13 protein-coding genes are annotated in these 13,487 nt (G+C 72.1%); 2 read left to right on the top strand and 11 right to left on the bottom strand.

What is annotated here, in order from left to right; genetic code table 11:
• Positions 1 to 96 precede the first annotated feature (96 nt).
• Complete coding sequence (locus H4J02_RS06085; RefSeq protein ID WP_187676190.1) at positions 97 to 927, top strand: NADH:ubiquinone oxidoreductase subunit 4 (chain M); 831 nt, start codon at positions 97 to 99, stop codon at positions 925 to 927.
• Here the strand turns inward: H4J02_RS06085 and H4J02_RS06080 are convergent.
• The 6 genes from H4J02_RS06080 to H4J02_RS06055 all read right to left on the bottom strand — a co-directional run bounded on the left by H4J02_RS06080 (position 924) and on the right by H4J02_RS06055 (position 7,224).
• Positions 924 to 2,693: a proline--tRNA ligase gene (locus tag H4J02_RS06080; RefSeq protein WP_187676189.1), complete on the bottom strand. Its 1,770-nt coding sequence runs from the start codon at positions 2,691 to 2,693 to the stop codon at positions 924 to 926. The genes H4J02_RS06085 and H4J02_RS06080 overlap by 4 nt on opposite strands.
• A gap of 23 nt (positions 2,694 to 2,716) precedes the next feature.
• Complete coding sequence (locus H4J02_RS06075) at positions 2,717 to 3,208, bottom strand: hypothetical protein (protein WP_187676188.1); 492 nt, start codon at positions 3,206 to 3,208, stop codon at positions 2,717 to 2,719.
• 54 nt (positions 3,209 to 3,262) lie between these two features.
• Positions 3,263 to 4,396, bottom strand: a complete 1,134-nt coding sequence (ispG, locus tag H4J02_RS06070; protein WP_187676187.1) for a flavodoxin-dependent (E)-4-hydroxy-3-methylbut-2-enyl-diphosphate synthase — start codon at positions 4,394 to 4,396, stop codon at positions 3,263 to 3,265.
• Positions 4,397 to 4,461: 65 nt separating this feature from the next.
• Positions 4,462 to 5,520, bottom strand: coding sequence for an alpha/beta fold hydrolase (locus H4J02_RS06065; RefSeq protein ID WP_187676186.1), 1,059 nt, complete (start codon positions 5,518 to 5,520; stop codon positions 4,462 to 4,464).
• Between the two features lie 61 nt (positions 5,521 to 5,581).
• Entirely contained in the window at positions 5,582 to 6,469 is an 888-nt protein-coding gene (locus tag H4J02_RS06060) for an alpha/beta fold hydrolase (RefSeq protein ID WP_187676185.1), read from the bottom strand.
• Positions 6,466 to 7,224: a 3-hydroxybutyrate dehydrogenase gene (locus H4J02_RS06055; RefSeq protein WP_187676184.1), complete on the bottom strand. Its 759-nt coding sequence runs from the start codon at positions 7,222 to 7,224 to the stop codon at positions 6,466 to 6,468. Before H4J02_RS06055 ends, H4J02_RS06060 begins: the two co-directional genes overlap by 4 nt.
• Before the next feature lie 63 nt (positions 7,225 to 7,287).
• Here H4J02_RS06055 and H4J02_RS06050 point away from each other — a divergent pair, with 63 nt between their 5' ends.
• Positions 7,288 to 8,223: a LysR family transcriptional regulator gene (locus H4J02_RS06050; RefSeq protein WP_187676183.1), complete on the top strand. Its 936-nt coding sequence runs from the start codon at positions 7,288 to 7,290 to the stop codon at positions 8,221 to 8,223.
• Between the two features lie 4 nt (positions 8,224 to 8,227).
• Here the strand turns inward: H4J02_RS06050 and H4J02_RS06045 are convergent, their stop codons facing one another.
• The 5 genes from H4J02_RS06045 to H4J02_RS06025 form a co-directional block, all read right to left on the bottom strand.
• Positions 8,228 to 8,830: a GNAT family N-acetyltransferase gene (locus H4J02_RS06045; protein ID WP_187676182.1), complete on the bottom strand. Its 603-nt coding sequence runs from the start codon at positions 8,828 to 8,830 to the stop codon at positions 8,228 to 8,230.
• A 39-nt stretch (positions 8,831 to 8,869) separates the two neighbouring features.
• Entirely contained in the window at positions 8,870 to 10,195 is a 1,326-nt protein-coding gene (locus H4J02_RS06040) for an RIP metalloprotease (RefSeq protein ID WP_222942217.1), read from the bottom strand.
• 100 nt (positions 10,196 to 10,295) lie between these two features.
• Positions 10,296 to 11,330, bottom strand: coding sequence for a DUF2330 domain-containing protein (locus H4J02_RS06035; RefSeq protein WP_187676181.1), 1,035 nt, complete (start codon positions 11,328 to 11,330; stop codon positions 10,296 to 10,298).
• Positions 11,327 to 12,421, bottom strand: a complete 1,095-nt coding sequence (gene dxr / locus H4J02_RS06030; protein WP_187676180.1) for a 1-deoxy-D-xylulose-5-phosphate reductoisomerase — start codon at positions 12,419 to 12,421, stop codon at positions 11,327 to 11,329. The genes H4J02_RS06035 and dxr overlap by 4 nt, the downstream gene beginning before the upstream one ends.
• Positions 12,422 to 12,460: 39 nt before the next feature.
• Positions 12,461 to 13,429: an FKBP-type peptidyl-prolyl cis-trans isomerase gene (locus H4J02_RS06025; protein ID WP_187676179.1), complete on the bottom strand. Its 969-nt coding sequence runs from the start codon at positions 13,427 to 13,429 to the stop codon at positions 12,461 to 12,463.
• Positions 13,430 to 13,487 lie beyond the last annotated feature (58 nt).

Below are 13,487 nucleotides of genomic sequence, written 5' to 3'. Positions count from 1 at the left end.
CGCGGGAGGGACCGCGGGAGGGACCGCGGGTTCTGCCCCGCTTCTGGGGCGCTCGGCGCGGCCTCTCGTGCTGTCGTGCGCCGCTAGCGTCGAGCCGTGCAACGTCTGCTCTGGATCGTCATCGGCTCCGCCGTGCTCGTGGGCGCGCTCGTCTCGGGCGCCATCGTCTGGGTCACGGGGTGGGATCCGGGTACGGCGACCGGCTCGGATCGCGCCCCGAGCGCCGTCGCGGTCGAGGACGACGAGGACTGGGGCACCGTCGAGGTCTACGAGGTCGACGACGCCGGTCGCCTCTCCCCCGACGCGGGCGGGCTCACCGCCGAGATCTGGGAGCTCTTCACACGCATCGCGACCCCCGAGGCGACCTCGGCATCCCTCGTGCAGTTCCGCGTCGGCGACGCGCCCGACAGCGACACGCTCGCCTACGTGTACCAGGACGAGTCCGACCCGTCGCTGTGGATCCTCGCGGCGAACCTCGCGACGAGCGAGGACCGCACCGACCTCATCGCGACGCTCGTGCACGAGTACGCCCACATCCTGAGCCTCGCGGTCGACGAACTCGACCCCGCGGGCGAGTGCCCCGACGAGCAGCGTCTGTGGGAGGGATGCCCGCTGCCGGGCTCCGTGCTCGAGGCGTTTCGGGCCGAGTTCTGGGCGGGCTACGGCGACGAGATCCCGGGCGAGGACCAGGACGAGATCGACGCGTTCTACGAGGCCTACGAGGACGACTTCGTGAGCGACTACGCCGCGTCGAACGTCGTCGAGGACTTCGCCGAGACCTTCATGACGTGGGTCGTCGAGGACGTCACCGAGGGCTCGGGCACGGTCGCCGACAAGTTCGCCTTCCTCGACGGCGTGCCGTGGCTCGTCGAGGAGCGCGACCGCATCCGCGTCGAGCTCGCCGAGGAGCTCGGGCTCGCCGCTTAGAGCGACGCCTGAAAGCGCGCCACGAGCTCCGCTGCGGCCACCTCGGTGCGCTCGTTCGTGCGGCGGTCCCACAGCTCGACGAGGCCGTCGGCGGCGCCGCGGCCCACGATGACGATCGTCGGCACGCCGAGCAGCTCCGCGTCGCCGAACTTCACGCCGGGCGAGACCTTGGGTCGGTCGTCGTAGAGCACCTCGAAGCGCGCTGCCTCGAGCTCCCCCGCGAGCTTCGCGGCGAGGTCGAAGGCGACGTCGTCCTTGCCCGTCGCGACGACGTGCACGTCGAACGGCGCGATGCCGCGCGGCCACAGGAGACCGCGGTCGTCGGCCGTCGTCTCGGCGATCGCCGCGAGGATGCGCGTCACGCCGATGCCGTACGAGCCCATGGTGACCGTCACGAGCTTGCCGTTCTCGTCGAGCACCTTGAGCCCGAGCGCCTCGGCGTACTTGCGGCCGAGCTGGAACACGTGGCCGATCTCCATGCCGCGCGCGAGCTCGACGGGGCCTGAGCCGTCGGGCGCCGGGTCGCCCTCGCGCACCTCGGCGATCTCGACCGTGCCGTCGAAGGTGAAGTCGCGGCCCGCGACGAGGTGGAAGACGTGCTTGCCCTCGACGTTGGCGCCCGTGACCCAGCTCGTGCCGTCGACGACCCGGGGGTCGCCGAGGTAGCGGATGCCGGATGCCGACTCCTCCCCCAGGACGGGCCCGGTCGGCGACCAGGGCCCGATGTAGCCCTTCACGAGCGCGGGGTTCTTGTCGAAGTCGGCCTCGGTCGCGGGCTCGACCTCGGCGGGCGCGAACGCGACCTCGGCGCGCTTCATGTCGACCTCGCGGTCACCGGGCACGGCGACGATGACGAGCTCGCGGGTGCCGTCGAGGTGCGTGAGCGCGAGCACGACGTTCTTGAGCGTGTCGGCGGCGGTCCACGCGCGGTCGTCGCGCGCGACCTGCGCGTTGGCGACGTCGACGAGCGTCGCGATCGTGGGCGTGTTCGGGGTGTCGTGCACGACCGCCTCGGGGAGGCCGTCGATCGGCAGCGCCTCGGGGGCGACGGTCGTGAACGCCTCGACGTTCGCCGCGTAGCCGCCGGGCGAGCGCACGAAGGTGTCCTCGCCGATGGGTGTCGGGTGCAGGAACTCCTCGGAGCGCGACCCGCCCATGGCGCCCGCATCCGCCTGCACGATGACGTACTCGAGACCGAGGCGCGCGAAGATGCGCTCGTAGGCGTCGCGCTGGGCCTGGTACGACAGGTCGAGCCCCGCATCCGTGTAGTCGAAGGAGTAGGCGTCCTTCATCGTGAACTCGCGGCCGCGCAGGAGGCCCGCGCGGGGACGCGCCTCGTCGCGGTACTTGTCCTGGATCTGGAAGATCGTGAGCGGCAGGTCCTTGTACGACGAGTAGAGGTCCTTCACGAGGAGCGTGAAGACCTCCTCGTGCGTCGGGGCGAGCAGGTAGTCGGCGCCCTTGCGGTCCTGGAGGCGGAAGATGTTGTCGCCGTACTCCTCCCAGCGACCGGTCGCGTCGTAGGGCTCGCGGGGCAGCAGCGCGGGGAAGAGCACCTCCTGCGCACCGGCTGCCGCCATCTCCTCGCGGATGACGCGCTCGATGTTGGCGCGCACGCGCAGCCCCAGCGGCAGCCACGCGAAGACACCCGGCGCCTGGCGGCGGATGTAGCCGGCGCGGACGAGCAGCTTGTGGCTCGTCGCCTCGGCGTCGGCGGGGTCTTCCTTCAGGGTGCGGACGAAGAGCTGGGAGAGGAGCGTGGGCACGCGTCAACTTTAGCCGCGCGGACTCACCCGCCCGTGTCGAACGGCACGTCCTCGCCCTCGAGGAGCCGGATCGCGGTCCACTGCGGGGTGAGCCCGGCCCAATGCTCGACCTCGGCGAGGTCGTCGGGCCGCACCGCCTCCGGGTCGGCGCTCGCGGGGTGCAGGAAGAGGATGACGCGCTCCCCCGCCGGGATCGGGTCGTCGGCGGGCTGCGGCGGTTCGGCGACGCAGTAGTCGCGCGGGGCCGCCGCGCGCAGCTCCTCGACCGCGAGCTCGCCCTTGAGCACGCGCTCGACGTCGACGCGGTGCAGCTCGCCCGGGCCGGGCAGCAGCTCGATCGAACCGTCGGCCTCGTCCGCGACGCCGATCACGACGAGCGTCGCCTCGTCGAACGCGCCCTGCGCGTCGTCGAACACGACCCAGTCGACGCACGTGCGCGCCGTCGGGCCGCATGCCGAGAGAGCGGATGCCGCGAGGGCCGCCGCGGCGAGCGCGAGGAGAGGGCGCTGGACCATGCGGTCACGCTACGAGGGCGCGCCCGGTATCCGCTACCCAACGTTCCCGGGGCGTCAGCTCGTCACGACGACGGGCTCGCCGACGGGGGCGTCCGCGCCCATCTCGTCGGCGATGCGACGCGCCTCGGCGATGAGGGTCTCGACGATCTCGGCCTCGGGCACGGTCTTGATGACCTCGCCCTTCACGAAGATCTGGCCCTTGCCATTGCCGGAGGCGACCCCGAGGTCGGCTTCGCGCGCCTCGCCGGGGCCGTTGACGACGCATCCCATGACGGCGACGCGCAGCGGCACGGTCACGTTCTTGAGCCCCTCGGTCACCGAGTCGGCGAGCGTGTAGACATCGACCTGGGCGCGACCGCACGACGGGCACGACACGATCTCGAGCTTGCGCTCTCGCAGGTTGAGCGACTGCAGGATCTGCAGGCCCACCTTGACCTCCTCGGCGGGCGGCGCCGAGAGGGAGACGCGGATGGTGTCGCCGATGCCCTCCGACAGCAGGATGCCGAACGCCGTCGCCGACTTGATGGTGCCCTGGAAGGCGGGGCCGGCCTCCGTCACGCCGAGGTGGAGGGGCCAGTCGCCGCGCTCGGCGAGCATGCGGTACGCCTTCACCATGACGATGGGGTCGTTGTGCTTGACCGAGATCTTGAAGTCGTGGAAGTCGTGCTCCTCGAACAGGCTCGCCTCCCACACGGCGCTCTCGACGAGCGCCTCGGGCGTGGCCTTGCCGTACTTCTCGAGCAGGCGCTTGTCGAGCGAGCCCGCGTTCACGCCGATGCGCAGGGAGACGCCCGCGTCCTTCGCAGCCTTCGCGATCTCACCGACCTTGTCGTCGAACTGACGGATGTTGCCCGGGTTCACGCGCACGGCCGCGCAGCCCGCGTCGATCGCCTGGAACACGTACTTCGGCTGGAAGTGGATGTCGGCGATGACCGGGATCTGGCTCTTCTTGGCGATGATGTGCAGAACATCCGCGTCGTCCTGGCTCGGCACGGCGACGCGCACGATGTCGCATCCGGATGCCGTGAGCTCGGCGATTTGCTGGAGCGTCGCGTTGATGTTCGTCGTCGGCGTCGTCGTCATCGACTGGACGCTCACGGGGGCGTCGCCTCCGACGAGCACCTTCCCGACCTTGATCTGGCGGGACTTGCGACGGGGAGCCAGCACCTCGGGCGGAGGCTTCGGCATCCCGATATTCACAGCAGGCACTGGTCCAGCTTAGGACCGCTCGCCGAGAGGCGCCGGTGAACGGCTCACCGCGCGATGTGCTCGAGGAGCGCGGCGCGGAACTCGGCGGGACGGTCGAGGTGAGGCGCGTGGCCGCAGTCGGGGAGCTCGAGCTCGGTGATCTCGCCGCCCGCGTCGCGGTAGCGCGCGAGCACCTCGCGCATCTGCTGCTTCATGGGCTGCGGGGGCGCGACCTCGTCGCCCGGCCAGCCGGGCACGACGCCGAGCTTGCCGAGGTAGTTGAGGTCGAAGAACGACGCGTCGGAGACGATGGCGTCGTCGGTCCCGTGGATCCACAGCACGGGCGGCTTCGCGGCGATGTCGACGATGCCCGTCGTGTCGAAGTGCGTGGGCGCCATGGTGTTGAGCACGCCGCGCGTGCCCGCACCGAAGCCGGGCCAGTTCTCGGATGCGACGAGGTCGCCCGGGTAGTTGGTCTCCCCCGTCTTCGTGGAGAGCATCGACGCGACCCACAGGTCCTCGTGCGCGATCGACTCGGGGTGCTTGACGTAGGAGCTGCGGTAGACGGCGCGCGGCGAGGTCTGCGCCTCGTCGCCCGTGTCGCCCGCGTCGATGCGCGCGACGAAGTCGGGGTTCGCCGCTCCCCCTCCGGTGCCCGCGGCATCCGGGGTGAGGAGCACGCCGCTGTGGCCCGTGCCGCCGAAGCCGTAAGGAGACACGGGTGCCTCGAGCGTCGCGGTCGTGACGAGCTCGGGGCGGTCGATCATGAGCTGCATGAGCACGCCCGCGCCCATGCTCCAGCCGACGAGGTGAGCGGATGCGATGCCGAGCTCGTCGAGCACGCTCGCGACGTCGTCGGAGAAGTCGCGCACACCGCGCGTCGCATCGACGGGGAGCGTCTCGCTCTCGCCGAAGCCGCGCAGATCGATCGCGAGGGCGCGCAGGTGCGCCGGGAGCTCGCGCATGAGCGGCTGGAAGAAGAGCGACGACGACACGTTGCCGTGCACGAAGACGACGGTGTCGGTCGCCCCGTCGGAGGGGCGCTCGAGCACGTTCGCGGTCAGGCGGGGCGTCGTCACGCGGTGCGCGACGATGCCGTCGAGGAGGGTGGCGGTGGCGGTCATCGGGACTCCTTCGTCTCGGGTCTCAGGTGGTTCACGGTTCGGTGGTTCACGGTTCGGGGGGTCACGGTTCGGTGGGTGCGGTGACGGCGGCGACGACCGCGTCGAGGCCGGGGCCGTCGAAGAGGATCGTGTAGTGGTTGACGCCCGCGACCTCGACGAGCTCGAGCTGCGGCACGAGGCGCGTCGAGTCGTCGAGGCTTCCGGGCGGGTAGAGCCCGCCCTCGCGGTCGAGCAGGTCGCGCGGGGCGCGCAGCAGGACGACGGGCACGCGGATGCCGCGCAGCGCCTCCAGATACCAGTCCGGCCCGTAGAGCTCGGCTCCGTCGTCGAGCACGGCGCGCTCGGCCGTCGCGGGGCGGAACCCGTCCGGCGCCTCGACGAGGTCGTAGTCGACGTAGTCCTCGAGGTCGGCGCTCCACGCTGCCCCGACGGCGGGGTGGGCGCGCCAGAAGGCCCGGTACTCCTCGCGACCCGCGAAGACCGTGCGGAGACGCTCGGCCGCGGGGCCGAGCACGGCGGCGACCTCCTCCTCGACGGGGCGACCGGTCGTGGGCCGGAGCGGCATCCCGCCGTCGACGAGCACGAGTCGCGCGACGCGCTCGGGCGCCCGAGCGGCGAGAGCGACCGCGACGAAGGCGCCGAGCGAGTGCCCGACGACCGTCACCGGCTCGTCGCCTATGCCGTCGAGCACCGCCTCGAGGTCCTCGGCGTGGCGTCGCAGGCCGTAGGGCGGGGGCAGTTCCGAGCTGCGTCCGCGGCCCCGCAGGTCGGGCGCGACGATCAGGCGGTCGGGGATGCGGCGCGCGAGGGCCGTGAAGGCGCGGTGGCTCGCGGTCGTGCCGTGCACGGCGAGCACGGCGGGGCCGTCCGCGTCGCCCGCGACGCCGAGGGCGAGCCGTCCGCCTTCGACGGGCACGGCATCCGCCCGCCACGTCGCGACGGTCGTCATCGGGCGCTCCAGCCGCCGTCGAGCACCCAGGAGGCGCCCGTCGCCATGCCGGAAGTCGGCCCGCACAGCCACGCCACGAGGTCGGCGACCTCGGCCGGCTCGAGCAGGCGCTTGACGGCCGCCTCGGTGAGCATGATCTTCTCGACGACCTCGGACTCCGGGATGCCGTGCACGCGCGCCTGGTCGGCGATCTGCTTCTCGACGAGCGGGGTGCGCACGTAGCCGGGATCGACGCAGTTGCTCGTCACGCCGTGCGCCGCGCCCTCGAGCGCCGTCACCTTCGAGAGCCCCTCGAGCCCGTGCTTCGCGGTGACGTAGGCCGACTTGTAGGCGCTCGCCCGGATGCCGTGCACCGAGCTCACGTTGACGATGCGACCCCAGCCGCGCGCGTACATCTCGGGCAGCGCGGCCCGGATCAGCAGGAACGGGGCGACGAGCATGAGATCGAGCATGAGGCGGAACCGCTCGGGGTCGAACTGCTCGATGGGGGCGACGGTCTGGATGCCCGCGTTGTTGACGAGGATGTCGGCGTCGAGCCGCATCCCCTCGAGACGAGGCGTGTCCGTGAGGTCGACGACCCACGCCTCGCCATCGAGTTCCGCGGCGACGCGCTCGGCGGCCGCAGCGTCGACGTCGGCGACGACGACGTGGGCGCCTCGGCCGGCGAGAGCGCGCGCGCACGCCTCTCCGATCCCGCTGCCGCCGCCCGTGATGAGGGCGCGGCGCCCCGTCAGCTCCGACGTGCCACCTTGCATGCTGTGCACGTTAGTGCACAACAAGCGCTCGCAATCGGCGGGAGACTGTGCGATCTTGCACATATGGATGCTCGTTTCTCCACGCTCCCCCCGAGCCCCGACGACCTCCTCGTGCTGCTCGCCGTCGCTCGAGCGGGCCGCTACACGACGGCCGCCCAGCAACTCGGCGTCACCCACACGACGATCGCGCGCCGCATCGCCTCGCTCGAGTCGGCCCTCGGCGGTCCGGTGCTGCGGCGAGGCCCCGCCGGATGGATGCTCACGCCCCTCGGAGAGCGTGCCGTCGCCGTCGCGAGCGAGGTCGAGAGCGCGATGGGCCGCCTCACGGGCGCCGAGCCGGGCGGAGAGCTCGCGGGCCTCATCCGTCTGTCCGCCACCGACGGGTTCAGCGGCTACATCGCCGCGCCCGCGATGGCCGAGCTGCGCGCGCGGCACCCCCAGCTCGCGCTCGAGATCGTCGCCGTCACACGGCAGGCCTCGCGGCAGCGCGCGGCCGCCGACCTCGAGGTGGTCGTGGGGAGACCGGAGGTGCGCCGCGCCGAGGCCGTCAAGCTCGCCGATTACGTGCTCGGGCTCTACGCGAGCCGGGAGCTGCTCGAACGGATCGGCACACCGGAGTCGCCGAGCGCGCTCACGGGAAAGCCGCTCGTGTACTTCATCGAGTCGATGCTGCACGTCGACAGCCTCGACGATGCGCGCCGCACGATCCCTGCGATGTTCGACGCCGTCACGAGCACGAACGTCTACGTGCACGTGGAGGCGACGCGTGCGGGTGCGGGCTTCGGGCTGCTCCCGTGCTTCCTCGCCGACCGGCACCCCGACCTGGTGCGCCTGTTCCCCGACCGCATCGCGCGCACGCTCCCCTACTGGCTCGTCGCCCGTTCCGACACCTTCCGGCAGCCGGCGATCGAGGCGTTCGTCGGGGCGCTGCGCGAACGCCTGCGCCACGTGCAGTCGGAGCTGCTCGGCACGGCGACCGGAGCCGCCGCTCCTGCCTGACGGCTCACGCGAAGTCGCGGCGCATGACGAGGCGACGCAACGTCGGACGCGACACCACGCGCATGCCGGCAGCCTCGAACATGCCGGGCGTGCCGACGTAGAGCTCGCCCCAGATCTCCTCCTTGCCGGGCGCGAGCTGCTTCGGGTAGCCCTCGACCGCGCGAGCCCCGCGGGCGCGCGCGTGCTCGACGGCCGCGATCGCGAGCGCCGTCGCGACCCCCTGCCGCCGGTAGCCCGAGCGGATCGCGAAGCACACGATCGCCCACACGCCGTCGTCGCCCGGGTCCTCCTCGCGCCCCGCCCAGGGCACGCGCATGCGTGCGAGCCGCACGTAGTCGGCACGCGGCTGCACGGCGCACCACCCGACGGGCTCGTCGCCCAGGAAGGCGACGATGCCGCTCGTCGTCTCGGCGTGCGGATGCCCGCACGCGGTCTGCTCGCGGAAGCGCGCCGCCCGTTCCTCCCGCGGCATCGGGGTGAACTCCTTGTCGCGCAGGAAGAACCATTGGCACTGGCACGACGCGGCCTCGCCGCGCGCACCGAGCACGGTCTGCAGCTCGTGCCAGCTCGCCTCGTTCGCGGGCACCACGCGCAGCTCATCGCCCATGGCGGCATCCTGCCACCGCCCCCCGACGCTCGCGAGGGGCTACTGCAGCGTGACGGGGTTGACGATGTCGGCGTAGATGAGCAGCGCGCTCGAGATGCCGAGCACCGCGACGATGACGAGCGTGACGGGGATGAAGCGCGCGATGTCGATGGGACCGGGATCGGCCTTGCCCCGCAGCTTCGCGACGCCGCGGCGGATGGCCTCCCAGATCGCCCCGGCGACGTGCCCGCCGTCGAGCGGGAGCAGCGGGATGAGGTTGAACACGAAGAGCGCCACGTTGAGGGCCGCGAGCATCTGGATGAGGCTCGCCGCGCGATCGGCGACGGGCGCCGCGTCGAGCGAGGAGATCTCGCCCGCGAGGCGTCCGACGCCCACGACGCTGATGGGCCCGTTCGGGTCGCGCTCGTCGCCCCCGAAGGCCGCCTGCGCGACCTGCACGAGCCTCTGCGGCAGTGTGACGATGATCTTGCCGACGCCGACCGAGTTGTCCCACACGGCGGGCAGCACGGCCGTCACGGGAAGCTGAACCTTCTCGGTCGCCGGCCCCACGCCGATGAAGCCGACCTCACGCGTGACGACCTCGCCGTCCTCGTCGAGCACCGCCTGCCCGGCGTCGTCGACGACGGGCCGTTCGCTCAGCATGGGGGTCACGTCGAGCGTCAGGAGCTCGCCGTCGCGCTCGACGACGAACGGGATTGTCTCCTCGGGGTGGGAGCGGATGATGCCGCTCGCCTGGTCCCAGTCCGTCACCTCCGTGCCGGCGATCGACACGAGCCGATCGCCGGGCAGGAGGCCCGCCTCGGCGGCGGGGGCTGCGGGGTCGGAGGGAGTGCACTCGGTCTGCGTGGCATCCGTCGCGACGCACTCGTTGACGCTCCCGAGTGTCGTCGAGTACTGGTACACGCCGAAACCGCACAGTACGACGGCGTAGAGCACGATCGCGATGAGCAGGTTCATGACGGGTCCGCCGAGCATGATGATGATGCGCTTGTGCACGGGCAGCTTGTAGAAGACGCGCTCCTCGTCGCCCGGCGTGACCGTCTCGGCCGACTGGTCGCGGGCATCCTGCACGAGGGTGTCGAAGAATCCCGTGCTCGAGGTGCGTGCGCCCTCGCCCTCGCGGGCGGGCGGGTACATGCCCGCCATCGAGATGTAGCCGCCGAGCGGGATGAGCTTGACGCCGTACTCGGTCTCGCCCTTGCGGCGGGAGAACAGCGTCGGCCCGAAGCCGATCATGTACTGGCCGACCTTGACGCCGAAGCGCTTCGCGGGGAGGAGGTGGCCGATCTCGTGGAGACCGATCGAGAGGGCGAGCCCGATCGCGACGATGACGACGCCGAGCACGTAGAGCAGCACGGTTTCCACGGCGAAACCCTAGGCCACACGCGCTGGGAGCGTGCCGAGGCGGGGCTATGCGCGCGCCGTGTGCACGCGAAGTGCCCGCGAGCCCTGCGCCGCCGCGCGGCTAGTAGGCCCGCCGCCGCCGCTTCTCGGAGCGCGCGTGCACGATCGCGCCGACGACCACGATGAGCAGCATGAGGCCGAACACCGAGGCCACGCCCGCGATCGCGTAACCCAGCGGGACTCCCCCGATGTCGACGTACTTCACGCGCGTCTCGACGGGCGTGAAGTCGTCGCGCGCACCCGTCGAGGTGATCGTGAGGTCGCCCGTGATCTGGGTGGCGGGGTCGAAGAAGTAGGCCTCGATGACCGTGAGGTACGCGCCGAGTCGCGTGAGCCCTGCCTGCGTCACGCGGCCCGCCCACACGACCTCGCCCGCGACGGTGCCGTCGGGGAACGTCGCCTGCATGCCGTCGTCGCCGAAGAGGTAGAGGCGCACCGTCTGGGGCGTCTGCGCCGCCTGCGACAGCAGCAGCGGGTAGACGACGTCGGTCGCCGGGAACTCGAGCCGCACGGGGTCGAGCGCGCCGTCGAGGGGCTCCTCGCCCGTGAGCTTGAACGCCGCGAACGACCAGCCGCGCGCGATGTAGTCGGCGAAGAGCGCCTGCACGGCCGGGTCGATGCCGTAGCCGTTCTGGTCGAGCCAGGCCTGCAGGCCCGCGGCGTCGGATGCGGCGAGCGTGACGGCCGAGATGGGCCCCAGATCGACCTCCGAGAGCACCTCGGGGGCGCCGCCGGCCGAGCCGTCACCCATGCCGCCCCACCAATCCTCGACGTACTCGACGCGGGGCGCGGTCTGCCGCTCGAGTGCCTCGAAGAGCGAGCGCTCGCCGAGGCTCACCGTCGCGGGCGTCGGAGTCGGGATGACGAGGCCCGTGTCGGCGCCGTCGGCGAGCATGTCGAGCACGAGGTCGATGCGCTCGACCGCGCCGTCGAACGTCACGATGGCGCGCTCCTCGCCGACCGAGACGCTGATCCCTCCCGGCGGCGTCGGGGCGCCGCACGCGCACGCCGCCGCGGGCGACGCGAGACCGACAGCCGTGAGCACCGCCGCGACGAGCGCGGCCGCAGCCGATCCCGCGAAGAACCGTCTCGTCATCCGTCGACCCCTTCCGCGAGCAGCGCATCGGCCTCGTCGCGCGCCCAGCGCTCGGCGGCGAGAACCCCTTCGAGGGTGACAGGCCCGGGCTCGTGCGCGTCGACGACCCGCCGCACGGTCTCGACGATGCCGAGGAACGACACGCGGCCCTCGTGGAAGGCGTCGACGGCCTGCTCGTTCGCGGCGTTGTAGACCGCGGGGAACGTGCCGCCGAGCTCACCCACGCGGCGCGCGAGCGCGACGGCCGGGAAGGTGTCGTCGTCGAGCGGCTCGAACGTCCACTGCTGCGCCATCGTCCAGTCGATGGGCGCGCCGACTCCCGGCACCCGGTGCGGCCAGTCGAGGCCGAGCGAGATGGGCAGCCGCATGTCGGGCGGCGAGGCCTGCGCGATCGTCGACCCGTCGACGAACTCGACCATCGAGTGCACGATCGACTGCGGGTGCACGACGACGTCGATGCGGTCGTACGGGATGCCGAAGAGCAGGTGGGCCTCGATCACCTCGAGGCCCTTGTTGATGAGCGTCGCGGAGTTCGTCGTGATGACGCGCCCCATGTCCCACGTCGGATGCGCGAGGGCGTCCTCCGGCCGCACCGCCGCGAGCTCCTCCCGCGAGCGCCCGCGGAACGGGCCGCCGGATGCCGTGACGACGAGGCGGCGCACCTCGCCGTGCTCCCCCGCGCGGAGGGCTTGGGCGAGCGCCGAGTGCTCGGAGTCGACGGGGACGATCTGGCCGGGCGCCGCGGCCGCGAGCACGAGCTCACCGCCGACGATCAGGCTCTCCTTGTTGGCGAGCGCGAGGGTCGCGCCCGTCTCGAGCGCCGCGAGGGTCGCCCCCAGGCCGACCGAGCCCGTGATGCCGTTGAGCACGACATCCGCCTCGAGCTCGCGCACGAGCGCGACGGCCTCGTCGATGCCGAGGGCCGTGCGCGCGACGCCCGTCTCGGCCGCCTGGCGGGCGAGCGCATCCGCGTTCCGCCCCGCCGCCATGCCCACGAGCTCGAAGCGGTCGGGGTTCGCCGCAATCACCTCGAGGGCCTGGACGCCGATCGATCCGGTGGATCCGAGGACGAGGACGCGGCGACGACTCATGCCGCGAGCCTAGCGAGCGGCCGTGACCGGCCGAGGCGCTCAGACCCCGTTGACGCCCAGGATGTCGATGAGGAACACGAGCGTCTGGCCGCCGAGCTGGTGCGCCTGCGGGTCGTCGCCGTAGGCGAGCGACGGCGGGATCACGACGAGCACGGTCGAGCCGACCTTCTGCCCGACGAGGGCCGCGCCGAAGCCCTGGACGACCTGCGTCGTCGCGAAGGTCGCGGGGTCGCCGCCGAAGCTCTGGTCGAAGATCTCGTTCTTCTCCCAGCTCGTGCCCTGGTAGTTCAGGGTGACGCTGTCGCCGGCGACGACGGTCGCACCGTCGCCCTCCTCGAGCACGGTCGCGAGCAGCTCGGTCGGCGCGGCGCCCTCGGGCAGCGTCACGACCGGGATGCCGTCGGCGTCGCGCTCGACGGTCGGCACGTTCTCGGTCCACTCCGCGGGCTGCAGCGGAGCGTCGACCGACACGACGTCGACGACGAACACGACCGTGTCGCCCGCCGAGATGTTGAAGTCGGCGAGGCCGTTCTCGCCGAAGGCCTGCGCCGCGGGCACGACGCCGATGACGCGGGCGCCGGGCTTCGAGCACTCGATCGTCTTCACGAGACCCGGGATGAACGCGGCCTCGTTGAGCACGAACTGCGCCTGGGCGCCCTCCGCGTAGTCGGTCTGGGTGGCGGCCTCGCCCGTCGTGCCGTTGTAGAGGGTGAAGTCGACGCGCACGGTGTCGCCGTAGGCGGCCGCCTCGCCCTCGCCCTCGATGAGCACGCGGCGCTCCGTGTCGTCGACCTCGATGGGCGAGTCCACGACGACCGTCGGCACGGCGCCGAACTCGCCGGTCACGTCGACCTTGTCGGTGCCGTCGCCCGGCGTGGCGCACACGCGCTCGCCCGATGCGGAGGCCGAGGGGTCGGGCGTCGAGCCCGTGTCGGGGTCGCCGGTGGTGCACCCGGCGAGGGCGACCGCGAGCGCGGCGACGGTCAGGACGGGAAGGACGCGGGGCACGGTGACTCCTCGGGGTGCGAAGCAGGAGGCTCCATCCTGCCCCATGGTTCCTCGGTGC

Source organism: Protaetiibacter sp. SSC-01 (assembly GCF_014483895.1).
Classification (GTDB): Bacteria; Actinomycetota; Actinomycetes; order Actinomycetales; family Microbacteriaceae; genus Homoserinibacter.
Note: the sequence above shows the minus strand (reverse complement) of the source record. Positions and strands in the feature narration are given on the sequence as shown.